The organism is Nitrogeniibacter mangrovi (assembly GCF_010983895.1).
GTDB classification, from domain to species: domain Bacteria; phylum Pseudomonadota; class Gammaproteobacteria; order Burkholderiales; family Rhodocyclaceae; genus Nitrogeniibacter; species Nitrogeniibacter mangrovi.
In genome coordinates, this window is sequence record NZ_CP048836.1 from 1351544 (window position 1) to 1376195 (window position 24652).

22 protein-coding genes and 1 pseudogene are annotated in these 24652 nt (G+C 67.5%); 7 read left to right on the top strand and 16 right to left on the bottom strand.

The features are described from left to right. Positions 1-25: 25 nt before the first annotated feature. The 4 genes from G3580_RS06230 to G3580_RS06245 form a co-directional block, all read right to left on the bottom strand. A complete protein-coding gene (locus G3580_RS06230) occupies positions 26-1102 on the bottom strand; it encodes a class 1 fructose-bisphosphatase (protein ID WP_173764443.1) in 1077 nt (358 codons plus the stop codon). 64 nt (positions 1103-1166) lie between these two features. Next, positions 1167-2111, bottom strand: coding sequence for a CbbX protein (gene cbbX, locus G3580_RS06235; RefSeq protein ID WP_173764444.1), 945 nt, complete (start codon positions 2109-2111; stop codon positions 1167-1169). A 106-nt stretch (positions 2112-2217) separates the two neighbouring features. Continuing rightward, the gene (locus G3580_RS06240; RefSeq protein WP_173764445.1) at positions 2218-2640 is read right to left on the bottom strand and encodes a ribulose bisphosphate carboxylase small subunit; all 423 of its coding nucleotides are present in this window, start codon (positions 2638-2640) and stop codon (positions 2218-2220) included. Positions 2641-2712: 72 nt separating this feature from the next. Beyond that, positions 2713-4173 carry a form I ribulose bisphosphate carboxylase large subunit gene (locus tag G3580_RS06245; protein ID WP_173764446.1) on the bottom strand — a complete coding sequence of 487 codons (1461 nt, stop codon included), beginning with the start codon at positions 4171-4173 and terminating at the stop codon, positions 2713-2715. Positions 4174-4267: 94 nt separating this feature from the next. Here G3580_RS06245 and G3580_RS06250 point away from each other — a divergent pair, with 94 nt between their 5' ends. After that, positions 4268-5212, top strand: a complete 945-nt coding sequence (locus G3580_RS06250) for a LysR family transcriptional regulator (protein ID WP_173764447.1) — start codon at positions 4268-4270, stop codon at positions 5210-5212. On the opposite strand, the gene G3580_RS06255 is transcribed toward G3580_RS06250, so the two are convergent. The 6 genes from G3580_RS06255 to G3580_RS06280 all read right to left on the bottom strand — a co-directional run bounded on the left by G3580_RS06255 (position 5197) and on the right by G3580_RS06280 (position 12249). Beyond that, positions 5197-6186 carry a TIGR00341 family protein gene (locus G3580_RS06255; RefSeq protein WP_173764448.1) on the bottom strand — a complete coding sequence of 330 codons (990 nt, stop codon included), beginning with the start codon at positions 6184-6186 and terminating at the stop codon, positions 5197-5199. The two genes, G3580_RS06250 and G3580_RS06255, sit on opposite strands and share 16 nt — an antisense overlap. Before the next feature lie 75 nt (positions 6187-6261). After that, positions 6262-6627: a hypothetical protein gene (locus G3580_RS06260; protein WP_173764449.1), complete on the bottom strand. Its 366-nt coding sequence runs from the start codon at positions 6625-6627 to the stop codon at positions 6262-6264. A 157-nt stretch (positions 6628-6784) separates the two neighbouring features. Further along, the gene (locus G3580_RS06265; RefSeq protein WP_173764450.1) at positions 6785-9751 is read right to left on the bottom strand and encodes a valine--tRNA ligase; all 2967 of its coding nucleotides are present in this window, start codon (positions 9749-9751) and stop codon (positions 6785-6787) included. Positions 9752-9848: 97 nt separating this feature from the next. Then, positions 9849-10313, bottom strand: coding sequence for a hypothetical protein (locus tag G3580_RS06270; protein WP_228720787.1), 465 nt, complete (start codon positions 10311-10313; stop codon positions 9849-9851). Next, positions 10310-10744, bottom strand: coding sequence for a DNA polymerase III subunit chi (locus G3580_RS06275; RefSeq protein ID WP_173764451.1), 435 nt, complete (start codon positions 10742-10744; stop codon positions 10310-10312). Before G3580_RS06275 ends, G3580_RS06270 begins: the two co-directional genes overlap by 4 nt. Before the next feature lie 8 nt (positions 10745-10752). Further along, entirely contained in the window at positions 10753-12249 is a 1497-nt protein-coding gene (locus tag G3580_RS06280) for a leucyl aminopeptidase (protein WP_173764452.1), read from the bottom strand. A 114-nt stretch (positions 12250-12363) separates the two neighbouring features. Between G3580_RS06280 and lptF the strand changes: the two genes are divergently transcribed. The 5 genes and pseudogenes from lptF to mdoH all read left to right on the top strand — a co-directional run bounded on the left by lptF (position 12364) and on the right by mdoH (position 18772). After that, a complete protein-coding gene (gene lptF / locus G3580_RS06285; RefSeq protein ID WP_173764453.1) occupies positions 12364-13449 on the top strand; it encodes an LPS export ABC transporter permease LptF in 1086 nt (361 codons plus the stop codon). Then, positions 13446-14518 (top strand): annotated as a pseudogene (gene lptG, locus G3580_RS06290) (LPS export ABC transporter permease LptG). The gene lptF and the pseudogene lptG overlap by 4 nt, the downstream one beginning before the upstream one ends. A 272-nt stretch (positions 14519-14790) precedes the next feature. Then, on the top strand, positions 14791-16371 hold the full coding sequence (locus G3580_RS06295) for a glucan biosynthesis protein G (RefSeq protein ID WP_217424610.1): 1581 nt from the start codon (positions 14791-14793) through the stop codon (positions 16369-16371). Continuing rightward, on the top strand, positions 16368-16670 hold the full coding sequence (locus tag G3580_RS06300) for a hypothetical protein (RefSeq protein WP_173764454.1): 303 nt from the start codon (positions 16368-16370) through the stop codon (positions 16668-16670). The genes G3580_RS06295 and G3580_RS06300 overlap by 4 nt, the downstream gene beginning before the upstream one ends. A gap of 8 nt (positions 16671-16678) precedes the next feature. Continuing rightward, positions 16679-18772: a glucans biosynthesis glucosyltransferase MdoH gene (gene mdoH / locus G3580_RS06305; RefSeq protein WP_173764455.1), complete on the top strand. Its 2094-nt coding sequence runs from the start codon at positions 16679-16681 to the stop codon at positions 18770-18772. Positions 18773-18835: 63 nt separating this feature from the next. Here mdoH and rplS read toward each other — a convergent pair whose 3' ends face one another. From rplS to pyrF, 5 genes are all read right to left on the bottom strand, one after another. Continuing rightward, positions 18836-19207 carry a 50S ribosomal protein L19 gene (rplS, locus tag G3580_RS06310; RefSeq protein ID WP_173764456.1) on the bottom strand — a complete coding sequence of 124 codons (372 nt, stop codon included), beginning with the start codon at positions 19205-19207 and terminating at the stop codon, positions 18836-18838. Between the two features lie 102 nt (positions 19208-19309). Beyond that, positions 19310-20110, bottom strand: a complete 801-nt coding sequence (gene trmD, locus G3580_RS06315) for a tRNA (guanosine(37)-N1)-methyltransferase TrmD (RefSeq protein ID WP_228720788.1) — start codon at positions 20108-20110, stop codon at positions 19310-19312. Beyond that, positions 20089-20598, bottom strand: a complete 510-nt coding sequence (gene rimM / locus G3580_RS06320) for a ribosome maturation factor RimM (RefSeq protein ID WP_173764457.1) — start codon at positions 20596-20598, stop codon at positions 20089-20091. The genes trmD and rimM overlap by 22 nt, the downstream gene beginning before the upstream one ends. A gap of 23 nt (positions 20599-20621) precedes the next feature. Next, positions 20622-20873 (bottom strand): 30S ribosomal protein S16, encoded by a 252-nt coding sequence (rpsP, locus tag G3580_RS06325; protein WP_173764458.1) that lies wholly within the window; start codon positions 20871-20873, stop codon positions 20622-20624. A 105-nt stretch (positions 20874-20978) separates the two neighbouring features. Next, the gene (gene pyrF, locus G3580_RS06330) at positions 20979-21716 is read right to left on the bottom strand and encodes an orotidine-5'-phosphate decarboxylase (protein ID WP_173764459.1); all 738 of its coding nucleotides are present in this window, start codon (positions 21714-21716) and stop codon (positions 20979-20981) included. A gap of 170 nt (positions 21717-21886) precedes the next feature. On the opposite strand from pyrF, the gene G3580_RS06335 reads away from it, so the two are divergent. Further along, positions 21887-23386 carry a hypothetical protein gene (locus G3580_RS06335; RefSeq protein ID WP_173764460.1) on the top strand — a complete coding sequence of 500 codons (1500 nt, stop codon included), beginning with the start codon at positions 21887-21889 and terminating at the stop codon, positions 23384-23386. Here G3580_RS06335 and G3580_RS06340 read toward each other — a convergent pair. Next, entirely contained in the window at positions 23374-24597 is a 1224-nt protein-coding gene (locus tag G3580_RS06340) for a YihY family inner membrane protein (protein WP_173764461.1), read from the bottom strand. The genes G3580_RS06335 and G3580_RS06340 overlap by 13 nt on opposite strands. Between the last annotated feature and the right edge of the window lie 55 nt (positions 24598-24652).

A 24652-nucleotide genomic window follows, 5' to 3' on the forward strand; every position in this document is an offset into this window, starting at 1 on the left:
GCTTCGCGGCATCCGGGCTACGGCGTCAGGTCGTCAGGAACAGGCCGCGCGAGTGGAACAGCGGTAGCTCATGCGTCTCGCTGCCGAACAGCGGCTCGGCGTGGTAGCGCTCGATGCGTTCGACCTCCTCGCTGGATCCGAAGACGAAGCCGATGCGCTGATGCAGCGATTCCGGTTCGACTTCCAGCACCGGCAGCAGGCCGGTGGAGGCCCGCCCGCCCGCCTGCTCGATGAGGTAGCCGATCGGGTTGGCCTCGTAGAGCAGGCGCAGGCGCCCCGGTTTGCTCGGGTCCTTGCGGTCGCGCGGGTAGAGGAAGACGCCGCCACGGGTGAGGATGCGGTGGGTTTCGGCCACTAGCGAGGCGACCCAGCGCATGTTGAAATCCTTGCCGCGCGGACCGCTCTTGCCGGCCAGGCATTCCTCCACGTAGCGGCGCACCGGCGACTCCCAGAAACGCGAGTTGGAGGCGTTGATGGCGAACTCCTGGGTCACCGTGGGCACACGGATGTCCGCATGGGTGAGGAAGAACTCGCCGAGGATGGGATCGAAGGTGAAGCCGGCCACGCCGTTGCCCACCGAGAGCACCAGCATGGTCGACGGGCCGTAGATGGCGTAGCCCGCCGCCACCTGCTTGACGCCGGCCTGGAGGAAGTCGTCTGCCTCCGCATGTTTGCCGGGGGTCGGTGCGCGCAGGATCGAGAAGATGGAGCCGACCGCCACGTTGACGTCGATGTTGGAGGAGCCGTCGAGCGGGTCGAACACCAGCAGGTACTTGCCCAGCTTGTGGCCCTCGGGGATCGGCACCGGGGCCTCGTTCTCCTCCGACACCATGCCGGCGAGGGCGCCGCCCCAGTGGGTGGCGCGGCAGAAGATCTCGTCGGCCATCACGTCCAGTTTCTTCTGGGTTTCGCCCTGCACGTTCTCGGTGCCGGCGGAACCGAGCACGCCGGCCAGGGCGCCGTGGGCGACCGCCCGGGAGATGGCCTTGCAGGCCTGGGCGACCTGCAGGATCAGGGCGTTGAACTCGCCGGTGGCGCCGGGGTGCTGGCGGCGCTGAGAGATCAGGTACTCGGTGAGCGTGGTGCGTTCCAGGCTGAACATGGGTGTCTCCTCAATCGCTGTGGTCGCGGGCGCTTCTGCGGCGCCTCGCGGCCGTGGAATCCGTCTAGGGTTTGGCGTGCCCGGCGGTGTCGGCAAAATGCCGGCTGCTGCGCACATCGGCCGCCGTCAGGGTCTGCAGGGCGTCCACGCTGATGGTCTGCTCGCCGGCGTTGAACAGGCGCAGGGCCTGGCGCAGGCGCATGCGGTCGAGCGCGTTGCGCACGCTGCGGGCATTGGCGAAATGGGGCTGGCGACGACGCAGGACGAGGTATTCCTCGAAGGCCTCCTGGCCGCCCTCGTCGAAGCGGTAGTTCCAGTCGGCGAGCATGCGCTCGGCGATCTGTACCAGTTCGTCGTTGTCGTAATCGGGGAAGTCCACATGGTGGGCGATGCGCGACTTCATTCCCGGGTTGGAGGCGAAGAAGCGCTCCATGCGGTCGGCGTAGCCGGCCAGGATCACCACCAGATCGTCGCGCTGGTTCTCCATCACCTGAAGCAGGATCTCGATGGCCTCCTGGCCGTAATCCTTTTCGTTTTCCGGGCGGTACAGGTAGTAGGCCTCGTCGATGAACAGCACCCCGCCCATGGCGCGCTTGAGCACGTCCTTGGTCTTGGGCGCGGTGTGGCCGATGAACTGGCCCACCAGATCGTCGCGGGTGACCGACACCACGTGGCCCTTGCGCACGTAGCCGAGCCGGTGCAGCACTTCGGCCATGCGCAGGGCGAGGGTGGTCTTGCCGGTGCCGGGGTTGCCGGTGAAGCACATGTGCAGGGAGGGCGGCTCGGTGGCCAGGCCCACGCGCTGGCGCACCCGGTCCACCAGCAGCAGGGCGGCGATCTCGCGCACCCGCTGCTTGACCGGGGCGAGGCCGACGAGCTCGTTGTCGAGGCGTTCGAGCACGTCGGCGACACCGGCCTCGCGGTATTCCGCGGCCAGGTCGATGCGCTCCGCCGGCGGCGGCGCCGGGCGTTGTTCAGTCGTGTCGGCAAGGGCTTCGGTGGTGCTCATGATGCAATCCCGTTCGGTTGTGAGGTGGGGCGGAGTGCGTCCATCGCTGCGCACCCCGCCCCGGCTTCCCTGAGGGAGGGGAAGACGGTGGCGCTTCGGCGGGGACTCAGCCGTAGCGCGCGCCCTCGGGCTGGCGGTTCACCGCGTAGCTCTCGAGCGTGTAGTGCAGGGTGCGGCCGGCGCCTTCGCGGCGGACCAGGCGGAAGCCCGGCTCGACGCTCGGGCGATTGACGATGAAGGACAGCCGCACCGTCTCCCAGCCCTTGGTGGAGTCGAAGGCGTTGATGCGGATGTAGTGCTCCGGGTTGTGGGCCCGGCACTCGTTGAGTTCCATCATGGCGCCGGCGGCGTCCTGCAGGTCGAACATGGGGTTGCCCCACATGTTCCAGTAGGTGTTGCGCGGATGGGCATCGTCGGTGTACTCGATGGCCACGGCCCACTCGTTGCGCAGGCAGTACTCGATCTGCGCCGCGATCTGGGCGTCGGTCAGGTCGGGCAGGAAGGAAAAGGTGCCTTGGGTGATTCGCATTTTGAGTCTCCAGTCATTCCGTGTTCTTTGCGTCGACCGGATGCCGACCGGCGGCCGGCATCCGTGCGGCGGTCAAGCCGTCGTCGGCGTCGCCACGAAGTCCGACGTATCGGTACTCGTGTAATTGAAGGTCACCTCGCCCCAGGTATCGAGCGCGGCGCGCAGCGGGCGGCAGGTCTCGGCGGCCGCCTTGAGGATGTCCGGGCCTTCGTTGACGATGTCGCGCCCTTCGTTGCGCGCCAGCACCATCGATTCGAGGGCGACGCGGTTGGCCTGGGCGCCGGCCTGGATGCCCATCGGGTGGCCGATGGTGCCGCCGCCGAACTGCAGCACCACGTCGTCGCCGAACAGGTCGAGCAGCTGGTGCATCTGGCCGGCGTGGATGCCGCCCGAGGCCACCGGCATGACGCGGTTGAGCGAACACCAGTCCTGCTCGAAGAAGATGCCGCGCGGCAGATCCTGCTCGGTCACGGTGTCACGACACACGTTGTAGAAGCCCTGCACGGTCATCGGGTCGCCCTCGAGCTTGCCCACCGCGGTACCGGCATGCACATGGTCGACACCGGCCAGGCGCAGCCACTTGGCGATCACGCGGAAGCTCACCCCGTGGGTCTTCTGGCGGGTGTAGGTGCTGTGACCGGCACGGTGCATGTGCAGGATCATGTCGTTGTCGCGGCACCAGTTGCTGATCGACTGGATCGCGGTCCAGCCGATGATCAGGTCCACCATGACGATGCACGAGCCCAGGTCGCGGGCGAACTCGGCGCGCTTGTACATCTCCTCCATGGTGCCGGCGGTGATGTTCAGGTAATGGCCCTTGATCTCGCCGCTGTGGGCGGCGGCGCTGTTGACCCCCTCCATGCAGTACAGGAAGCGGTCGCGCCAGTGCATGAAGGGCTGCGAGTTGATGTTCTCGTCGTCCTTGGAGAAGTCCAGGCCGCCGCGCAGGGCTTCGTACACCACGCGCCCGTAGTTCTTGCCCGACAGGCCGAGCTTGGGCTTCATGGTGGCGCCCAGCAGCGGGCGGCCGTATTTTTCCAGGCGCTCGCGTTCGACCACGATGCCGGTCGGGGGGCCCTGGTAGGTCTTCACGTAGGCCTGCGGCAGGCGCATGTCCTCGAGGCGCAGGGCCAGCAGCGGCTTGAAGCCGAACACGTTCCCGATCACCGAGGCGGTGAGGTTGGCCACCGAACCGGGCTCGAACAGGTCGATGTCGTAGGCCACGTAGCAGAAGTACTGATTGTCCTGCCCCGGCACCGGATCGACCCGGTAGGCCTTGGCGCGGTACTTGTCGCTGGCGGTCAGGCGGTCGGTCCACACCACCGTCCAGGTGGCGGTCGACGATTCGCCGGCCACCGCGGCGGCGGCCTCGACCGGATCGACACCTTCCTGCGGCGTGATGCGGAACACCGCCAGCACGTCGGTATCCTTGACTTCGTAATCCGGGTCCCAGTAGCCCATCTGGGCATACTTCAGCACGCCGGCCTGATACCGCTTTTTCGGATCGGTGATGATCGAGTCGCTCGCACCCATTTGTCGTGTCCTCCGTGGTTGATGGACTCGACAATACGGCGTCATCGATATAAGGTCGAATCGTTTATTCTGTGATTTGAAATAAGGTTTTCTGATGAAGCTGGATCAGCGGGTCACCTTGAAGCAACTGCGGGCGCTGCTCGCGGTTGCCGATACCGGCAGTTTCACCATGGCCGCGCGCCATCTGCACATCACCCAGCCGGCCGTGTCGATGCAGCTGCGCGACCTGGAGGCGGCGGTCGGCGATGTGCTGGTCGACGGGCGTCGCGAGGTGCGCCTCACGTCGGCTGGGGAGATCCTGGTGCGGCGGGCGCGGGAGGTCATCAACGCCCTCGAGCTGGCGGGCCACGAACTGCTCACCGCCCGGGGGGTGGCCGCCGGCACCATCGACATGGTGGTGATCACCACCGCCGAGTATTTCGTGCCGCGCCTGCTGGCCGAGTTCGGGCGCCGCTATCCGGACATCCGCATCCGCCTGTCGGTGGCCAACCGGGCCGACGTCTATGCCATGCTCGACGAACGCCGCGCGACGCTGGCGATCATGGGGACGCCGCCGGGGCGTCTGCCGCTGCGGGTGATCCCCTTCGCGCCCCACCGGCTGAGCTTCGTCGCCAGCCCGGACCACCCGCTGGCGGGCAAGCATGCGATCCCGCCGGCGGCGCTGGTCGAGGAGCGCCTGCTGCTGCGCGAACGGGGCTCGGGTACCCGCGACCACCTCGAGCGCTACCTCAAGAGCCACGACGTGCGTCCGCTGCGGGCCGACGAACTGGGCAGCAACTCCACCCTCAAGCAGGCCGCGATGGCCGGGCTGGGGATCGCCTTTCTCTCCCATCACGTGTTCGAGATGGAGGCCGCCGCCGGCCGGCTGGTGCGCCTCGACGTGCAGGGCACGCCGGTGGAGCGCGAATGGAATGTGGTGGTGCGCAACGACCAGCCCTTGAGTCCGGCGGTGGACATCCTGGTGCACTTCCTGCTCACCGACGGCAAACGCCTGATGAACGTCCCGGTGCCGCAGCCGGACATTCAGCCGGACAGATAGACCTGCTTGGCGTAGATGGCCAGCATCAGGCAGGCCAGGGTGATGAGCCAGCCGATCACGTAGACGATGGTGACCTTGCGCGCCCGCTCGGCCTCCACCCCCTTGCGCGGATGAATGCCCTTGGCGAGGAACACCAGCTTGGCGGCCAGGTTGATGCACACGATGTTGACCGCCAGCAGCAGCGCGGCGCCGACGGCGTCCTGCCAGTGGGCGCTGCCCACCATGAGCCCGACCGCCGCCGCCGGGGGGAGCAGGGCCACGGCAACCATCACCCCCACCAGCACGCTCGACAGGCCGGTGGTGAGCGACAGCGCGGCGGCTGCGCCCGAGGCCAGCGCCAGCGCCACCGAGTCCATGCCCACCAGGGTGCGGGCGCCCAGTTCGTGGCTGCCGGCGAAGCTGGACGGCCACAGCAGGCCGACGCCGATCGAGACCGCCAGGGAGATGAGCACGCCGACCAGCAGGGTCCGTGCCGATTGGCGCACCAGTTTCAGTTCGCCCAGCGCGGTGCCCAGCGAGAGCGCCAGGTTGGGGCCCAGCAACGGTGCGATCACCATGGCGCCGATCACCACCGCCGGGCTGTCTTCGATCAGGCCGATGGTGGCGACCAGCGCGGAGAGGAAGATCAGGCCGACCACATCGCGATCGAGGCGGCAGTTGCGCTCGACATTGGAGAGCAGGGTTTCGCGCAGCTCCGGGGCCTTGTCCTCGGCTTCCTCCTCTTCGAGCTCCGGTTTGGGCACCACGGCCTCGACCGGCAGCACGATGACGCGGGCCTGCGCCTGGGCGCCAAGCAGGGTCTGAGCGAGATCGAGGGTTTCCTGGACGCGGTCGTCGCGCAGCAGCAGACGCGCCTGGCGCATGCCGTCATCGCCGATCGGTCCGAAACGCACATCGAGCGCCCGGACCTTGTCCGCGACGCCGATGAGGGTCTGGGTGCTGGAAGCTTCGGCGACGATCTCGACGTATTTCATGCAGGGTCGGGCACACGGAGAGGGGAATGCCTCATTGTCATGAAAAGCGCTCCGTTCGCCAAGGTACGCCCGGATTCAGCCACCCAGCAGCCCCCACGCGGCCAGCGCCGTTGCCAGGCCGGCCAGCACCAGCGCGAGGCGGGCGCGGCGCCGGGCGCGGTCGAGGGCGGTCACCAGCTGCTCCTGCTGTTCGGCGAGGCGGGTGATCAGCTCGGTCTGGGCTTCGTTGCGCTGCTCCATGGTGAGCACCACGCGGGTCAGCGCGTCGAGCCGGGCCTCGGGGCTGGCCGCCGCCTCGGCGTCGTCCGGGGTGTCCTCGGGCTTCGGATCGGTGCGCATGCGTTTCCACAGATCGCGGGCGCCCTTGGCGAGGGTCGGTGCCGCGCTGATGACGTCGGTCCAGGGAATGGCCTTGGCGGCTGCGGCCCAGGGAAATGGCATGGGGTTCTCCTCGCGTCAGCGGTGAGTCCATGCTATCAGCGCCGGATGACGCGTGCGTGGTCGCGTTCCCGGCCCGGTCACGGTCCGAGGGCGATGGCCAAAGAGAACGGCCCCGCGCCGGGTGGGCGGCGGGGCCGTTGGCGCGGGTGGGGATGCCTCAGCGGCTCGCCAGCTTCTCCAGCTGCGGCTTGAGCTTGGCCAGGGTGTCGCGGAACGCGGCGAGGCGCTCGCGTTCCTGGGCCACCACCGCCTCGGGGGCACGGGCGACGAAGTTCTCGTTGGCGAGCTTGCCCTCGGCCTTCCTGACTTCGCCTTCGAGGCGAGCCACTTCCTTGCCCAGGCGCTCACGCTCGGCGGCGACGTCGATCTCGACCTTGAGCATGAGCTTGAAGTCACCCACCACGGCCACCGGCGCCAGTTCGTCGGCGCCGATGTCGGCCACCACATCCACCGCCTCGAGCTTGGCCAGGCCCTTGAGGTAGGGGGCGAAGGCGGTCAGGGCTTCGGCCGGTCCGGTGGCCACCAGCGGCAGGCGCTTGGCCGGGGAAATGCTCATCTCGCCGCGCAGGTTGCGACAGGCGTGGGTGAGGCGCTTCAGTTCCGCCATCTGCGCTTCGCAGGCGGCGTCCACGCGGTTCATGTCGGCGAGCGGATAGGGCGCCTGCATGATGCTGTCCGTGCCCTTGCGGCGGGCCAGCGGGGCGACCGTCTGCCACAGCTCTTCGGTGATGAAGGGCATGAGCGGATGCGCCAGGCGCAGCACGGTCTCGAGCACCCGCAGCAGGGTGCGGCGGGTGGCGCGTTGCTGGGCGTCGGTGCCGTCCTGCATCTGCACCTTGGCCACTTCCAGGTACCAGTCGCAGTACTCGTCCCACACGAACTCATAGACCGATTTGGCGAGCAGATCGAAGCGGTAGTCGGCGAACTGGCGCGCCACCTCGGCCTCGGTGCGCTGCAGCTGGGAGACGATCCAGCGGTCGGCGAAGGAGAAATCCAGGTAGCTGCCCTCGCAGGCGGCGGCGTCGTGGTTCTCGAGGCCGCAGTCCTGGTCCTGCACGTTCATGAGCACGAAGCGGGTGGCATTCCACAGCTTGTTGCAGAAGTTGCGGTAGCCCTCGCAGCGGGAGAGGTCGAACTTGATGTCGCGGCCCGGGCTGGCCAGCGAGGCGAAGGTGAAGCGCAGCGCGTCGGTGCCGAAGGCGGGAATGCCCTCGGGGAACTCCTTGCGCGTCTTCTTCTCGATGCTCGCGGCCTGCTTGGGGTTCATCAGGCCGGTGGTGCGCTTGGCGATCAGATCGTCCAGGGCGATGCCGTCGATGAGGTCGATCGGGTCGAGCACGTTGCCCTTGGACTTGGACATCTTCTGGCCTTCCGCGTCGCGGATCAGACCGTGCACGTAGACATCCCGGAACGGGATCTTGCCGGTGATGTGCTTGGTCATCATGACCATGCGCGCCACCCAGAAGAAGATGATGTCGAAGCCGGTGACCAGCACGCTGGAGGGCAGGTAGAGGTCGAGCGCCGGGTTGCTCTTCTGCGGCCATTCGGGCGTCCAGTCGAGCGTGGAGAACGGCCATAGCGCGGAGGAGTACCAGGTGTCGAGCACGTCCTCGTCGCGGCGCAGGCCCTTGTCGCGCAGCCGGCCGATCAGGGCACGCAGCTCGGCCGCCTCGTCGGCCTGGTGCTGTTGCTCGGCGCCATGGGCGCGATCTTCCAGCGCGGCGAGGGTGGCGTCGAACTGCGCCAGCGCCTCGGCTTCGGAATGCGCCACATAGACGTTCTCCAGCCCGTCGTACCAGGCCGGAATCTGGTGGCCCCACCACAGCTGGCGCGAGATGCACCAGTCCTGGATGTTGTTGAGCCACTGGTTGTAGGTGTTGACCCAATTCTCGGGATGGAACTTGATCTCGCCCGAGGCGACGCATTCGAGCGCCTTCTCGGTGATGCTCTTGCCGTCCGCGCCGGGCGCGCTCATGGCGACGAACCACTGGTCGGTGAGCATGGGCTCGATGACCACGCCGGTGCGATCGCCGCGCGGCACCTTGAGGCTGTGTTTCTCGATTTCGACGAGCACGCCGGCCGCTTCCAGGTCGGCCACCACCTGCTTGCGGGCCTCGAAGCGGTCGAGTCCGGTCAGGTTGGCCGGCAGGTTGGCACTGCCCTTGGCCTGGCCCTTGGTGTCGAACACCTCGGCCACGGCCGGCACCGTACCATCCAGGTTGAGGATGACGATCATGTCGAGGCCGTGACGCTGGCCGACGGCATAGTCGTTGAAGTCATGCGCTGGCGTGACCTTGACGCAGCCGGTGCCGAACTCGCGGTCCACGTAGTCGTCGGCGATGATGGGGATCTGGCGGCCGGTGAGCGGCAGGGTGACGGTCTTGCCGATCAGCTCGGCGTAGCGTTCGTCTTCCGGATGCACCATCACCGCCACGTCGCCGAGCATGGTCTCGGGCCGGGTGGTGGCCACGGTCAGGCCCTTGAGCGCGCCCACCGGACCGTCGGTGAAGGGATAGAGGATGTGCCACAGGTGGCCGGCTTCCTCTTCCTGCTCGACTTCCAGGTCGGAGACGGCGGTGCCCAGCTTCGGGTCCCAGTTCACCAGGCGCTTGCCCCGGTAGATCAGGCCTTCCTCGTACAGGCGCACGAAGGTCTCGGTGACGATCTTCGACAGCCCGTCGTCCATGGTGAAGCGTTCGCGCTTCCAGTCGGGGCTGGTGCCGAGGCGGCGCATCTGGCGGGTGATGGTGCCGCCGGAGTATTCCTTCCACTCCCACACCTTTTCCAGGAACTGCTCGCGACCGAGATCGTGGCGGCTCACGCCCTGGGCGTCGAGCTGGCGCTCGACCACGATCTGGGTGGCGATGCCCGCATGGTCGCAACCCGGCTGCCACAGGGTGTTGGCGCCGCGCATGCGGTGGTAGCGGGTGAGCGCATCCATGATGGTCTGGTTGAAGCCGTGGCCCATGTGCAGGGTGCCGGTGACGTTGGGCGGCGGCAGCAGGATGCAGAAGGCGTCGGTGTTGGTGGTATCGAGGCCGGCGTCGAAGTAGCCGCGTGATTCCCACTCGGGATACCAGCGGCGTTCGATGTCCGCCGGCTCAAAGCTTTTGGCCAGTTCCATGGTGTGCGAGAAACTCAGTGTTGGGTGTGAGGCGAATCCGCCATTATAGCGGAGCCGACGCGGCTGTTCCGGCGGCGGGGCGCGCCATGTGACCGGTTTATCGGCTGCGCGGGTCGTTGGCGTCGAGCAGTTCGGAAATTTCCTGGGAGATGTCCGAGAGCAGGGTGGTGCGCACGTGGGCGTGGATCTCGTCGCGGATGCGCGTCTTGGCGGCGTCGATCTGCGCCGAGAGCACCGCGGGCAGCTCGTTGTTGAGCCAGTCGTCCACCCGGCGGTGGATGATCGCATCGAGTTCGATGAGCTGCTCGACGAAATCGGGCGGCACCGTCTCGGCGACGGCGGCGGTGTGGGTGACCGGTTCGGGGTGCGCGGGGTCGACGGCGCTGGTCAGGACCGGCATGTCCTCGTCCTCGACCACTTCGGTGAGCATGGGCAGGTCGTCGGCCTCCGCGGCCGGCGCGCCGGGGCGGTGCCGTTGCAGCAGGGCGTCGGCCTGGCTGATGAGGCGGTCGGCTTCCTCGGTCTCCGGCAGGAAGACGAAGGGATCCTTGCGTTCGCTCACCGTCCCTCTCCCTTCACGTTGTGAGCCTGCGGCGGGAGGCCGGCAGCGGCATAGTGCTTCCAGCGCGCGCGGGCAGGGCCACGCTGCCGGTCGTCCTGGCCGACCACCTCCACGATCATCTTGAACTGCGCAAAGTCGGGCGGGACCGCATCGCACAGATTGATGAGCACGTCGTCCTGGGTCCAGCCGGTGTCGGGGACCGAGGTGCCCAGGGTGATCGGGGTCTCGGCCGCCAGCGGCGAGTGCAGCCCGACATGGGGCAGGAAGCTGCCCGGCTGGCGCACCCACAGCATCTGGTCGAGCTGGCGGGCGAGGGTGTCGTCGGGCAGCAGCACGGTCACCCGCCGGCCGGCGTTGAACGCCTTGGCCGTGAGGTGGCAGGCGACCCCGGCCAGGTCCGCCGCATCGTGGTAGAAGTGGACCTCGGTCACGACCCGGCTCAGGCAGCGCCACCCGCGCGCGCGATCAGGAACTCGGCCAGCAGAGGGACCGGCCGGCCGGTGGCCCCCTTGGCGTCGCCCGACACCCAGGCGGTGCCGGCGATGTCCAGATGCGCCCAGGTGTAGTCCTTGGTGAAGCGCGACAGGAAGCAGGCCGCCGTGATGGAGCCGGCGTCGCGCCCGCCGATGTTGGCCATGTCGGCGAAGTTGCTCTTGAGCTGGTCCTGGTACTCGTCCCACAGGGGCAGTTGCCAGACCCGGTCGCCGGTGCGCTCGCCCACCGCGATCAGCTCCTGCGCGAGGGCGTCGTCGTTGGCCAGGAGACCGGTGGGCACCTTGCCCAGGGCGATGATGACCGCACCGGTGAGGGTCGCGATGTCGATGACGCAGGCAGGCTTGAATTTCTCCGCGTAGGTGAGGGCGTCACACAGGATCAGCCGGCCCTCGGCGTCGGTGTTGAGGATTTCGATGGTCTGCCCCGACATGGAGGTGACCACGTCACCCGGGCGCGTGGCGTTGCCGCCGGGCATGTTCTCGGTGCTGGGCACGATGCCGACCACGTTGATCGGCAGTGCCATGGCGGTGATCGCCTTCAGGGTGCCGAACACGGTGGCCGCGCCGCACATGTCGTATTTCATCTCGTCCATGGCCGCGCCGGGCTTGAGCGAGATGCCGCCGGAATCGAAGGTGACGCCCTTGCCCACCAGCACCACCGGTGCGTCCTTGGCCTTGCCGCCCTTGTACTCCATGACGATGAGTTTGGGGGGCGTGTGGGCGCCGCGCGCCACCGATAGCAGCGAGCCCATGCCGAGCTTTTCCATGTCGGCCTGCTCGAGCACGGTGACCTTGAGCTTGGTCTGCTTGCCGAGCTTGACCGCGGTGTCGGCCAGATAGGTGGGGTTGCACACGTTGGCGGGCAGGTTGCCCAGGTCGCGCGTCAGCGCCATGCCCTCGGCGATCGCCAGCCCCTGCGCCACGGCATTCTTGAGGGCCGTGCTCGCGCTGCCGGTCACGAGGAACTGGATCTTGCCGATGCCGGTATCGGCAGGGGCGTCGTCGGTCTTCTTGCGCGGGGCGTCGAACTTGTAGGCGGCCGCGGCGATGATGCGCGCGGCCTGCTGCAGGCACCAGGCCGTGTCGCGCCCCGGCACCTCGACATCGAGGCACACCGAGGCGTCCTTGCCGGGCAGCTTGGCGAGCACCTTGCCCACCGCCGCGACGGCATCGCGGAAGGCCTTGTCGTTCAGTTCGTCCGCCTTGCCGAGGCTGACGACCAGCACCCGTTGAGCCTTGATGCCCGGCAACGCCGGCAGCAGCAGGGTGCTACCCGCCTTCTTGTCCAGATCGCCCTGTTTGAGCACGCCGGCCAGCACGCCCTGCGAGGCCTGGTCCACCGCCTGCGCGGCCGTGGTGAGGCTGCCGTCGCTGAACGCGCCGACGACGATGCAGGCGCGCTTGAGTTGTTCGGGGGTGCCGGTCTTTATGGTAAATTCCACGTGCTGTTCCTCTGCCATGGGCGGATCCTGAATCGGATTCGATTATGGCCCGACACCACAGTGCCGTCAAAACGCCGGCCCCCCGCCCACAACCATTCTTTCGTCATTCGCGCAATGATCTTTCTGCGCGCTGCCCAGCGTGAATTTGCCAATGCCGCCATCGCGGTGTTCGTCGCCCTGTTCGCCATTCTGGTGACGACGGTGCTCATCCGTCTGCTGGGGCAGGCGGCCGGCGGCTCGGTGCCGTCCGAGGCGGTGCTGGCGCTGATCGGCTTCGGCGCGCTCGCCCAGCTGCCCATCGTGCTCTCCCTGACGGTCTTCATCGCGGTGCTGATGACGCTCTCGCGCGTCTATCGCGATTCGGAGATGGTGGTCTGGTTCGCCTCCGGCGTACCGCTGACGCGCTGGATCCGGCCGGTGCTGCGCTTCGTGCTGCCGGTGGTGATCGGCATCGCCGGCGTGACCTTCGTGCTCGCCCCCTGGGCGCAGTACAAGAGCGTCGAGTACAAGACCCGACTGAACAACCAGGATGACGCCGCGCGGGTCGCGCCGGGCGTGTTCCGCGAGTCGTCCGGCGCGCAGCGGGTGTTCTTCGTCGAGGTGGGCGCAGGGGACGACGGCCGTGTCAAGAACGTGTTCGTCAGCACCATGCAGGACGGCAAGCTCGGGGTCATGGTGGCCGAGGAGGGCTTCGTCGAGACCCGGCCCGATGGCCAGCGCTTCGTGGTCCTCGAGCGCGGACGGCGCTACGAGGGCACACCCGGGTCGCCCGATTACGGGGTGATGCATTTCGAGCGCTACTCGGTGCGGCTCGAAGCCAAGGCGGTCACCAAGCTGCCCACACGGACGCGCATGGTGCCGACGGTGGAACTGTTGCGCACGCCGCAGCCGGACCATCTCGGCGAGCTGTCCTCGCGCATCGGCCTGCCGCTGGCGGCGCTGATCCTGTCGCTGCTCGCGATCCCGCTCTCCTACGTCAATCCGCGCGCGGGGCGGACCAACAACCTCATCATGGCGATCCTGATCTACCTGATCTACTCGAACATGATCAGCGTCGCCCAGGCCTGGATCACCCACGGAAAGATCGGATTCGTGGCCGGGCTGATCGCGCCGCATGCGCTCATGTTGACGGTCCTGCTGCTGTTCTTCTACCGGCGCATGGTGGTGGTGGCGCCGTGGCGGCGGAGGGCGGCCCCATGAACATCCTGCGTCGCTACATCGCCCGCGAGATCATCGTGGCCACGCTCACGGTGCTGGTCGCCTTCCTCGGCCTGTTCGCCTTCTTCGACTTCGTCAACGAGCTGGACAGCATCGGCAAGGACGGCTACCAGATCCATCATGCGCTCATCTACGTGGCGCTGATCATGCCGGGGCGGGTCTACGAGCTCATGCCGATCGCGGTGCTGATCGGTACCCTGTACGCGCTGACCACGCTGGCGCGCCATTCCGAGATCACGGTCATGCGCGCCTCGGGCCTGTCCACCGGGCGCCTGCTGCGCCTGCTGGTGTCCATCGGCCTGATGTTCGTGGTATTCACCTTCGTGTTCGGCGAATACGTGGCCCCGCCGGCAGAGAAGGCGGCGCAACAGTGGCGCCTGACCGCCACCGGCTCGAGTGTCTCCAACGAGCTGCGCTCCGGCCTGTGGGTCCGCGACGGCCAGCGCTTCATCAACGTCCAGACGCTGACCCCGGAGCGCACCATGAAGGGCGTGCGCATCTACGAATTCGACGACGCGCTGACGCTGCGCTCGATCAGCTTTGCCGAGTCCGGGGTCTACCGGCCGCGCGAGGGCTGGCACCTGACCGACATCTCGCGCACGGTGTTCGAGACCGACCGGACCCGCATCGAGCACGTGCCCGAGCTGCGCTGGCAGTCCGATCTCACCCCGGAGGTGCTCAGCGTGCTGATGGTGTCGCCCGAACGCATGTCGGTCACCACCCTGTACGCCTACCTGCGCCACCTCGAGGAGAACGCGCAGAAGACCGATCGCTACGAGATCGCCTTGTGGAAGAAGCTGGTCTATCCCTTCGCGGTGCTGGTGATGATGGCGCTGGCGCTGCCCTTCGCGTACAGCCACGACCGCATGGGGGGGTGAGCGTCAAGGTCTTCGTCGGCATCATGCTCGGCGTGGCCTTCCATCTGCTCAACGGGCTGTTCTCCAACCTGGGGGTGATCAATTCCTGGTCGGCGCCAGTGGCCGCCCTGGCGCCCAGTGTCCTGTTCCTGCTCGCGGCGGCGGGCATGCTTCTGTGGGTGGAGCGCCGCTAACGGCGGGGGTCCGTCATCGACACCTGCCACGCCGCGGCCATGACGAGCGCCACATTTCGGATGGTGCGTTGCACAACATCTCGTTTTCAGACCCGCGGCCTGCGCCGCGGGGGCGCCCGCGAAATGTCGCGTTTTGGCGACGAATTTCCGGCGTTTCAGCGATTCTTACATTTCGTAATTGTGCCCGCGCACGGCTTGGCCAAGAATACGTGCGCTCGCAACAACCGGCCGCTTCGCGATGCCGGCACGAGAATCAACAAGAGGATGACCGAGTGATCCAAACCTTGATCGAAGGGTGCTGCGCGACCATGCCGCGCGCATGGCGCGGTGCGGTGGTGCTGGTCGGTGTGCTGCTGGCAGGCCCGGCCGCCCTGGCTGCGCCGTTCACTTTCGACGACGTGGTGGCGCAGGCGCGTGACCGGGCGGCAAAGCCCTACAGCGCGCCGCGCGAGATCCCCGAGTTCATGCAGAAGCTCAGCTACAACGAGTTCCGGTCGATCCGCTTCGATGCCGAACAGAGCCTGTGGCGTGACGCCGGTGCGCGCTTCGAAGTACAGCTGATCCCGGCCGGCGCCTACTACCGGCGCCCGGTCAAGATCAATCTGGTCGACGCCTCCGGGGCCAAGCCACTGCCGTTCCGCAAGGACTACTTCGTTTCCGACAACGACGCGCTGGCGCGCCGTCTGCCGGCCAATCTGGGCTTTGCCGGCTTCAAGCTCACCTTTCCGCTCAACCGCCGTTCGGTGCGCGAACCGGTGCTGACCTTCGCCGGTGCCAGCTACTTCCGCGGCGTGGGCAAGGGCAACGTGCTCGGTCTCGCGGCCCGGGGGCTGGCCATCGACACCGGGTTGATGTCCGGCGAGGAGTTCCCTCAGTTCGTCGAATACTGGCTCGAGCGGCCGGCTCGACAGGCGGAGGCCATGCGTTTCTACGCGCTGCTCGACAGCAAGCGGGTCACCGGCGCTTATCAGTTCAGTGTCTATCCCGGCGCGCCGACCCGGGTGGATGTCACCGCCGTGCTCTTCGTGCGCGACCGGATCGAACTGTTCGGCGCGGCGCCGCTCACCAGCATGTTCTACTATGGCGAGAACACCGCCCGCCCGGTCGGCCACTGGCGCCCCGAGGTGCATGCCTCCGACGGCCTGTTGATCCAGAACGGCACCGGAGAATGGCTGTGGAACCCGCTGCTCAATCCGAAGGCGCTGCATGTGCAGGCCTTTGGCGTCAATGGCGTCAAAGGCTTCGGCCTGCTGCAGCGGGACACCCGCTTCGACAGCTACCAGGATGGCGAAACACGGCACGACCGCCAGCCCAGCGCATGGCTCACGCCACGCGGTGACTGGGGGCGCGGCCGCATCATGCTCATCGAGATCCCCTCGCGCGATGCGGGCAACGACAACGTGGTGGCCTTCTGGTCGCCACCGGGGCCGGTCACGGCGGGGCAGCGCTTCGATCTGGACTACCGGATCAGCTTCGGCGGCCCCGAGGTGGACCACAATGCGCCGGCGCGGGCGATCAACACTTTCGTCGGGCGTGGCGAGCCGCTCAACGGCGAGGGCGGCGGGCGCGCCTATCGGGTCGTGGTCGATTTCGCCGGCGATGCGCTCGACAAGCTGGGCCCCGACACGCTGCCGACGGCCGACGTGTCGGCCCAGGAGGGCGGCGAGGTGATCGAGCAGTTCCTCACCTATCTCGAGGATGCCAAGCGATGGCGCCTGTCCATCCTCGCCCGGCCCGCCGAGGGCAAGCCGCTGGCGTTGCGCTCGGCCCTGTCGGCGGACGGCAAGCCGGTGACCGAGACGTGGACCTACACCCTGCCCGAGCCCAACACCATCTTCGGGGACAAGGAATGAGTCAGATCCCGGTGCCCTGCCAGCAGGTACTCGAACGTGCCTACAGTTATCTGCGCCGCTGTGGCGTCAGCGAGCTCGAATGCTGTCGCCACGCCCAGTGGCTGGCCGGGCGCATGGCGGATCTGCTCGCCGCCGGTGCCCCGACCGCGGCCCAGCTCGAAGCCCTCTGGCACGAAGTGACCCGGGTGGCGGAGGCGAGCGTGATGGCCCGTGAGCGACCGACCTGCCTGGCGCCCGAACCGCTGCGCGGCTCCATCGGCTATGCCCGGTTCGGACGACGGAAGCGCGGGGCGCGATGAGCGCGTCGATGCCTCCCCGGTCTTCCCGAAAGGGGCGCGCCTGGCGCTTCGCCGCTTATCGCCGGCGCACCCTGTTCGGACTGCTGGTGGGCCTGCAGACGGCCGGCGCCTGTTTTGCGGTGCTCGCGGTGCTCCCTTACCACGGCAGTACCCTGGTGGAGCAGGCCATTGTCCTGGTGTCGGTGATTCTGTTCGGCTGGATTTCGGCCGGGTTCTGGATGGCTGTGACCGGCTTCTTCTGGCGTCGTGCCGGTGGCGATCCGCACGGTCCGGCCCGGCGCCTGGCGCCCGCGCGCATCGGCGAGGTGACGCTGGCGCCCACGGCCATCGTGTATCCGATCTATCACGAGGACGTGCAACGGACCCTGTCGGGGCTGGCAAGTACCTGGCGGGACCTGGAGCGCACCGGGCAGATCGCCCATTTCGAGTTCTTCGTGCTGTCCGACAGCCGCGATCCGGACATCTGGCTCGCCGAACGCGAGGCCTGCCTCGCGCTGCGCGAACGCCTCGGGCCGCAGGCGCGCATCCATTACCGGCGTCGCGTGCTCAACCTCAATCGCAAGACCGGCAACGTGGCCGACTTCCTGCGTCGCTGGGGCCGGCGTTTCCGCTACATGATCGTGATGGACGCGGACAGCGTCATGAGCGGGGAGGCGCTGGTGCGCATGGTGCGCGTCATGCAGGCGGATGAGCGGATCGGCATCCTGCAGACCTCGCCGTCGCTGATCAACGCGGTATCGGCCCATGCGCGCATCCAGCAATTCGCCAACCGCCTCTACGGGCCCCTGTTCACCGAAGGGCTGGCGGCGCTGCAACTGGGCGAGGCGGTGTTCTGGGGGCACAACGCGATCATCCGGGTCGAGGCGTTCATGGGGCACTGCGGCCTGCCGCATCTGCGCGGCTGGGGCTTTCTGCGCGGCTCGGTGCTCAGCCACGATTTCGTCGAGGCCGCCTGCATGTGGCGGGCCGGCTACGAGGTGTGGCTCGATCCGGGTATCGAAGGCAGCTACGAGGAGTCGCCACCCACGCTGGGTGACGAGCTCGAACGCGACCGGCGCTGGGCCCACGGCAACCTGCAGCACCTGTACTTCCTGTTCCGGCGCGGCATCTCCAGCGCTCACCGGGCCGCCTTCGCCAACGGCATCATGGCCTACGCGGCCTCGGCCCTGTGGTTCGGCTACCTGGTGCTGATCACGCTGGAACTGGCGCAGTTCACCCTGCGGCCGATCGAATACTTTCCCGATCCGAACAGCCCCTTCCCGGTCTGGCCCGAGTGGCAGCCGCAGTGGGCGGTACGCCTGGCCTTCAGCACCCTGTTCGTGCTCTTTGCGCCCAAGCTGCTGGCCGTGATCGATCTGCTCTTCGACCGGGAGCGCCGCCGCCGGATGGGCGGCATCCTGGCGGTATCCGCTGGGACGCTGGTGGAGATGGTGGTGTCGATGCTGCTGGCGCCGATCCGCATGCTGGCGCACACCCGCTACGTGATCGTGACCCTGTTCAACCTCAAGGTACGCTGGGCCGGGCAGAACCGGACCGAGGAGGAGGGCTGGGGCGACGCGCTGCGCCATCATGCGCCGGGCGCCCTCCTGGCGGCGGCCTGGGCCGGTTTCGCGTTCTGGCTGCAGCCGCTGTTCTTCTACTGGTCCTTGCCGATCGCGATCCCCTTGCTGCTGGCCGCGCCGGTGTCGGTGTGGCTGAGCCGATTTGCGAGCGGTCGCCGTCTGCGCCGTCAGGGACTGCTGGTATCGCCCGAAGAGGGCGCGCCGCCGCCGGTGGTGCGCGACCTGCTCGCGGCGCCGCCGCTGCGGACCCCCTCGCGGCTGACGCCTTTCGAGGCCGCGGTGATCGATCCCGTGCGTTTCGGTGTGCACCGGGCGCTGGCACGTCAGCGCCGCAACATGCCGGCGCGCATGCAGCGCCGGGCGCAGCTGGTGGACAAGGCGCTGGCGCAGGGGGCGGCGGGGTTGAGCGTGGCCGAGCGCAGTTGGCTGGTCGATGACGGCGAGGGCTTGAGCACGCTCCACCATGCGGTGTGGCTCGCCGATGGGGACACGCCCTGGGGGCGGCAGGTCGGCGCCCTGTGTCGCGAAGGAGATGGCTGAAGCCATGCCCCAAAAAGAAACGGGACCCGCAGGTCCCGTTTCCATTTCGGCACGAAGCGGCGATCAGCCGTTCTTGCGCACCAGCTTTTCCTTGATGCGGGCAGCCTTGCCGGTACGACCACGCAGGTAGTACAGCTTGGCACGGCGCACGTCGCCGCGACGCTTCACTTCGATGCTGGCCACCAGCGGGGAATAGGTCTGGAACGTCCGTTCCACGCCCTCGCCGGAGGAGATCTTGCGCACGATGAAGGACGAGTTCAGGCCGCGGTTGCGCTTGGCGATCACCACGCCTTCGTAGGCCTGCAGACGTTCGCGGTTGCCTTCCTTCACCTTCACGTTCACCACCACGGTATCGCCCGGGGCGAATTCCGGAATGGTCTTGTTTTCGGTCAGGCGAGCGATTTCTTCCTGCTCGAGCTGGGCAATCAGATTCATTGCGTAACTCCTGTCATCAGTTCAATGGCCGTTGGCCTTCCGTGCAGAGCAGGTCGCCACCTGATGCGCGGTTTTCTTGGTTCGGTGTTTCGGGCTGCGCCCTCAACACCCCTCATGTTCCTGCCTGAACGTATCAAGCAGGGCCATCTCTTCCTTGCCGAGCACACGAGCTTCGATGAGCTCGGGCCGTCTCAGCCAGGTCTGCCCCAGCGCCATCTTCAGGCGCCAGCGGCGAATCTTCTCGTGATCGCCCGAGAGCAGCACCGCCGGCACGGCCACGCCGTGTGCATCCACTTCCGGCCGCGTGTAGTGCGGGCAATCGAGCAGACCGTCCACGAAGGAGTCCTCGACCGCCGAGTCCGCATCGTTCAACGCGCCCGGCAACTGCCGGATGATGGCATCGAGCAGCACCATCGCCGGCAACTCTCCACCGGACAGCACGAAGTCGCCCAGCGATATTTCTTCATCCACGCAGCGGTCGATCAGTCGTTGATCCACCCCTTCGTAACGTCCACACAACAAGGTGAGCGCCGGCTGCCGGGCCAGCTCCATCACCTTGGCGTGATCCAGCCTGCGTCCCTGGGGCGACAGGTAGATCACGCGGGCCGTGCCCCGGCCTTCGGCCTGTTGCGCCGCCCGGGCGGCATCGATCGCCGCTTCGAGGGGCGCTTCCAGCATCACCATCCCGGGGCCGCCGCCGTAGGGGCGGTCATCGACCGTGCGGTGCGCATCGGTGGTGAAATCACGCGGATTCCAGCACTGGAGCCGGTATAGCTCCCGGGCCAGGGCCCGTCGGCTGATGCCGTTGTCCGTCAGCGCCCCGAACATGTCCGGGAACAGGGTCACCACATCGAATCGCCGCCTATGGCGGTCGATGTCGGTCACGACCAGTCCTTCTGCCACTGCACCCGAATCCGCCCCGCATCGGTGTCGACCGTGTCGACATAGGCCGGCACGAAGGGGATCAGGTGTTCCAGGTCCCCATCGCTGACCTGCAGCACCTCGTGGGCGCCGGCGGAAATCAGCGAGGTAACCGTGCCGAGCGCTTCGCCCTCGGCGTTTTCCACTGCGAGGCCGATCAGGTCGGCCCAGTAATACTCATCTTTCGCGGTCGGCGGCATCGCCTCGCGCGGGGCGGCCACATAGCAGCCCTGCAGGGCTTCGGCGGCGGTGCGATCGTCGATTCCCTCGAACGCGGCGACCAGGCTCTTGCCCTGCTGACGCAGGCCCTTGAGCGCACGGGGTTCCCAGCGCGCTTCGGGGGCCCGATCGTCGGTACACAGCCACCAGCGGGGCATCTTCTTCCATGACAGCGGGTCGTCACCGAAGGGATGAATCTTGACCCAGCCCTTGATGCCATAGGGGGCGATGATCCGCCCCATGACGATCATGGAAGCTCCGCGCCAGCGACCGATCAGGCCGCGGCTTTGGCGGCCTGCTTGACCAGACGGGCGACGGTCGGGCTCAGCTGGGCACCGTTTTGCTGCCAGTGGGCCAGGCGTTCGGTGTCGACCACCAGTCCCTGCTCGCTATCGGAGGACATGGGGTTGTAGAAACCGACGCGCTCGATGAAGCGGCCATCACGGCGCTCGCGACGATCGGCGGCAACGATGTTGTAGAACGGGCGCTTCTTGGCGCCGCTGCGGGCAAGGCGAATAACAACCATCTCGGGTGTCCTGAGTGTCTGGAATCGAAAAGGGCGAAATCTTAAGCGATTTGTCCCTAAAAAACAATCTCTTTGGCCATGAGCACGTGTTCGCCGGGGGGCGGCTCAGGGCGCGAAGACGTCGGTGATGGTCTGCTGGATGCCGCGAGTAGCGGCCACCGGGTCCTCGGCGTTGCGGATCGGCCGGCCGACGACGATGTAATCGGCTCCGTTGCGGAAGGCCTGGGCAACGTCCACGGTGCGCTTCTGGTCGTCGCTGGGGCGGTTGATCACCGGGCGGATGCCCGGCGTGACCACGAGCAGCCGGTCGCCCAGTTCGCGCCGGATCATCGGCGCCTCGAGTCCGGAGGAGACGATGCCGTCGACGCCGGTTTCCAGGGCGCGGCGGGCACGGGACAGGACCAGTGCCTCGACATCGCACTGGAAACCCAGATCGTCGAGATCACCCTGGTCGAGACTTGTCAGCGCGGTCACGGCGAGGATCTTCAGGTCACCCTTGTCCTTGACGGCAGCCTCCATGATCGACTGGTTGCCGTGCACCGTCGCCAGGGTGGCGCCGCTGGAAGACAGGGCGCGCACGGCCGAGCGGACGGTCTCGGGGACGTCGAAGAACTTGAGGTCCACGAAGACCTTCTTGTTCCGGGCAACGAGCCAGTCGAGCAGGTCGAAGTAGCCGCCGGCCATGAACAGCTCCAGGCCGATCTTGTAGAAGGTGGCGGCGTCGCCGAGCGTGGTGACCAGTTGGCGGGCCTCGTCGGCGTTGGCCACATCGAGGGCGACGATGAGGCGGTCGGCCGGGGCGATGGGTTTGTCGGAGCGATAGTCGGGGGTCGAGGTGTTCATGGCTTCTGGCTGATGAGTGAGGCGTTCCGTGCCGCCATGCCGAACGGGCGGCGAGCCCGGCATGCGGTAAGAAAATGCTCGCATTGTGCCAGAAACCGGCCGTTATTCATTAGAATGAGACATTTGCTCATGCGCGAATGCGGCCCGCGATGACTTCCTCCGAATCCGCCATGCTCGATGCTGGCCCCGCTGCCCGGGCGATTGCCTGGCTGGCAGGCGAGCCGTCGACCGATCCGGCGGCCGATCTGCCCGAGATGCTGCGGCAGATCGAGACGCTGATGGGCGCCGACGAAGTCGGCCCGCTGCAGCTGCACCGTGCGCTGGAGCTGTTCCGCCTGCGCGTGCACGACGTGCAGGAAGTGGTCGTGCCACGGCTCACCGCACGCGCCTTGCCACTGCCTTCGGATCTGTTCAACGCCGTCAGTGCGCTGGAGCGCATCACCACCGCGATGGCCAGTGGTTTCGCGCGCGTCCTGGCCGATCCGGGGGGTGGCGTGATCACCCAGCGGCGCAAGCCGGAGGTGCTCGCCACCTTGGCGCTCGAGCTGCTCACCGACGCCCTGTGGCTGGCGGGGCTGAAGGGCTCAGCCCCGCGCGCGGGGCTGTGGCACGAGGCCCACCGGGTGTTCCATATGGCCTCGGTCGCGGCCGGTTCGCCGAAGCTGCCTGCGGAGTTGCCGCGCGGCCCGGTTCAGGGCGCCTACAAACGCCTGCTGGCGCTCGCGGCGGCGCAGCCGGAATCGCTCACCGCCCGGGAGCTGGAGTGGACGGTGCGCTACCTCGAGCAGTGTGCCTGGCGTGCCGAGCTGTCGATGCATGCCAAAGCCGGCATCGAGACCTGGGACTACTGGATCGATCCGGCGCAGGACGCCGGTCCCATCGCCATGGTCCGTCGCTCGCCACCGCCGGTCGATGGCATGATCTACTTCTCCGCGGCGGAACTGGCGCGGGGCGCGACCGGTCATCTCGAGCGCATCGACAAGGCCACCGATGCCGGCGGCGACGTGATCCCCGGCGCGAACCTGCCGGAACTGCCGGTGGGGCTGCCGGCCGGCGATATCACCAAGCTGCTGCGGACCCTGCGCGAGCGCTGGGCGATGCCGCCGCGACGCGAGCACATGCGTCGGCGCAACCAGTACGACGTGGAGGTGTGCATCGGCCTGCGCTCGATCTGGCGCCTGAAGCATGCCGGGGAAGAGGCTGCGAAGATCCTGCACTGGCGGGTGGTGAACGAAAGCCCGGGTGGCTACGCGATCATGTGCGTGGAGGCGAACCCCGATCTGCTCGCGGCGGGCATGGTGGTGGCGTTGCGCAGCCAGGTGGGGGCGCACTGGTCGGTGTGCGTGGTGCGCTGGATCCGCTCCGACGCGCCCTCGCAGGTGGAAGTCGGCCTGCAGACGATCAGCAATGAGTCCACCCCGATCCGGGTGGGGTTCCGCGGTGGTGACGATCCGGGCGAGATGATGCCGGCGCTGGTGCTGCCGCCGATCCCGGGGGTTCGCAATCACCAGGCGATTCTCGCGCCCTCCGGGGCGTATCGCTCGCGTCGCTTCATCCTCATCCACGAGAGCGAGCGCATCTACGTGGCCCAGGGCCGCCTGCTCAGCCTCGACATGCAGACCGCGCATGTCGAACTGTTCCAGTTCGAATACGACCCCTATCCGCTCTGATCCGCTCCCGTTGGTGCGGGAAACAACAGCGCTGGCAGCGGACGGTCGGCGCTGCTCAGCATGCGGGCAATGGCATCGGCGGTGGCGTCCGCCAGACCGTCATCCGGTAGCGCGCGCAGTGCGTCGGGAGTGACGCAGAAGCGGTTCAGCACATCCGACAGGCGCAGGTCGTCGAGCCGCCGCGCCAGCAGCCAGTCCGTCTCGTCGTTGCGGGCAATCCAGCCGACCTCGCGCATGGTGTCGAGAATCGTTTCGCCCTGGGCGTGGGTCTGGCGCGCGAGCCGGAACAGGGTTTCGGCATCGCGGGCGCCGCCCTCCCGCTGTGCCTGCCCCAGTTCCCGCAGGATCAGCAGGGCGCCATAGGCCCGTGCGCCGGGAAAGGCGGGCAGGGCGCGGATGTTCGACAGATAGACCGGAAAGGTCGCGGCGAGAATGGCGCCGAGCAGGATGATCACCCACGACAGGTACAGCCACAGGAGAAAGATCGGCAGGGTGGCGAAGGTGCCGTAGATGAGCGTGTAGGTGGGGAAATAGGCGAAATAGACGCCCAGCGCACGCTGCATGGCGACGAAGCCGAGCGCCGCGGCCACGCCGCCGGCGAGCGCGTGGCGCAGCTGGACGCGCCGGTTCGGAATGCTCAGGTAAAGAAAGGTGAACAGCAGCCCGAGCAGCATGATCGGCAGCGTGCGCGCGACGATCAGGCGGAGCCACGGGGGATCGTTCACCAGGCCCAGCGAGGTGCTGATCAGATAGCTGGTGGCCGCTAGCGAGCCGCCCAGGATCAGCGGCCCCAGGGTCAGCGCCACCCAATAGACCATGAGCCGGATCAGCATGGCGCGCGGCCGGCGCACGCCCCAGATGGTGTTGAAGGCGCCGTCGATGGTCAGCATGAGGCTCAGCGCGGTGACGATCAGCATCAACGAGCCGATGAGCGTCAGGTTGCCGGCCTTCTGCGAGAACTCGAGCGCATAGGTGGCGATGATGTTGCCCGCGGTTTCCGGCAGCAGATTGTTGAGCAGGAAGTCGCTCAGGCTCTCGCCGAGCCGGGAGAAGGCCGGAAAATGGCTGAATACCGCGAGCGCCACCGCCAGCAGCGGCACGATGGCCAGCAGGGTCGTGAAGGTGAGGCTGCCGGCGACGAGGGCGCAGCGGGTGTCGACGAAGCGTTCGAACAGCAGGCGCAGGAAGTCGCGCAGATGGGTCAGTCGCATGCGGGGTTCGGGCTGGCCAGCGATATCTGGGATAATCGCCGCAATTTAGCCACAG

Excerpts from the sequence above, each read along its gene's own strand:
- G3580_RS06230 (WP_173764443.1), bottom strand. The coding sequence starts at position 1,102 with ATGTTCAGCCTGGAACGCACCACGCTCACCGAGTACCTGATCTCTCAG.
- cbbX (WP_173764444.1), bottom strand. The coding sequence starts at position 2,111 with ATGAGCACCACCGAAGCCCTTGCCGACACGACTGAACAACGCCCGGCG.
- G3580_RS06240 (WP_173764445.1), bottom strand. The coding sequence starts at position 2,640 with ATGCGAATCACCCAAGGCACCTTTTCCTTCCTGCCCGACCTGACCGAC.
- G3580_RS06245 (WP_173764446.1), bottom strand. The coding sequence starts at position 4,173 with ATGGGTGCGAGCGACTCGATCATCACCGATCCGAAAAAGCGGTATCAG.
- G3580_RS06250 (WP_173764447.1), top strand. The coding sequence starts at position 4,268 with ATGAAGCTGGATCAGCGGGTCACCTTGAAGCAACTGCGGGCGCTGCTC.
- G3580_RS06255 (WP_173764448.1), bottom strand. The coding sequence starts at position 6,186 with ATGAAATACGTCGAGATCGTCGCCGAAGCTTCCAGCACCCAGACCCTC.
- G3580_RS06260 (WP_173764449.1), bottom strand. The coding sequence starts at position 6,627 with ATGCCATTTCCCTGGGCCGCAGCCGCCAAGGCCATTCCCTGGACCGAC.
- G3580_RS06265 (WP_173764450.1), bottom strand. The coding sequence starts at position 9,751 with ATGGAACTGGCCAAAAGCTTTGAGCCGGCGGACATCGAACGCCGCTGG.
- lptF (WP_173764453.1), top strand. The coding sequence starts at position 12,364 with ATGATCTTTCTGCGCGCTGCCCAGCGTGAATTTGCCAATGCCGCCATC.
- G3580_RS06300 (WP_173764454.1), top strand. The coding sequence starts at position 16,368 with ATGAGTCAGATCCCGGTGCCCTGCCAGCAGGTACTCGAACGTGCCTAC.
- mdoH (WP_173764455.1), top strand. The coding sequence starts at position 16,679 with ATGCCTCCCCGGTCTTCCCGAAAGGGGCGCGCCTGGCGCTTCGCCGCT.
- rplS (WP_173764456.1), bottom strand. The coding sequence starts at position 19,207 with ATGAATCTGATTGCCCAGCTCGAGCAGGAAGAAATCGCTCGCCTGACC.
- rimM (WP_173764457.1), bottom strand. The coding sequence starts at position 20,598 with ATGATCGTCATGGGGCGGATCATCGCCCCCTATGGCATCAAGGGCTGG.
- rpsP (WP_173764458.1), bottom strand. The coding sequence starts at position 20,873 with ATGGTTGTTATTCGCCTTGCCCGCAGCGGCGCCAAGAAGCGCCCGTTC.
- pyrF (WP_173764459.1), bottom strand. The coding sequence starts at position 21,716 with ATGAACACCTCGACCCCCGACTATCGCTCCGACAAACCCATCGCCCCG.
- G3580_RS06335 (WP_173764460.1), top strand. The coding sequence starts at position 21,887 with ATGCTCGATGCTGGCCCCGCTGCCCGGGCGATTGCCTGGCTGGCAGGC.
- G3580_RS06340 (WP_173764461.1), bottom strand. The coding sequence starts at position 24,597 with ATGCGACTGACCCATCTGCGCGACTTCCTGCGCCTGCTGTTCGAACGC.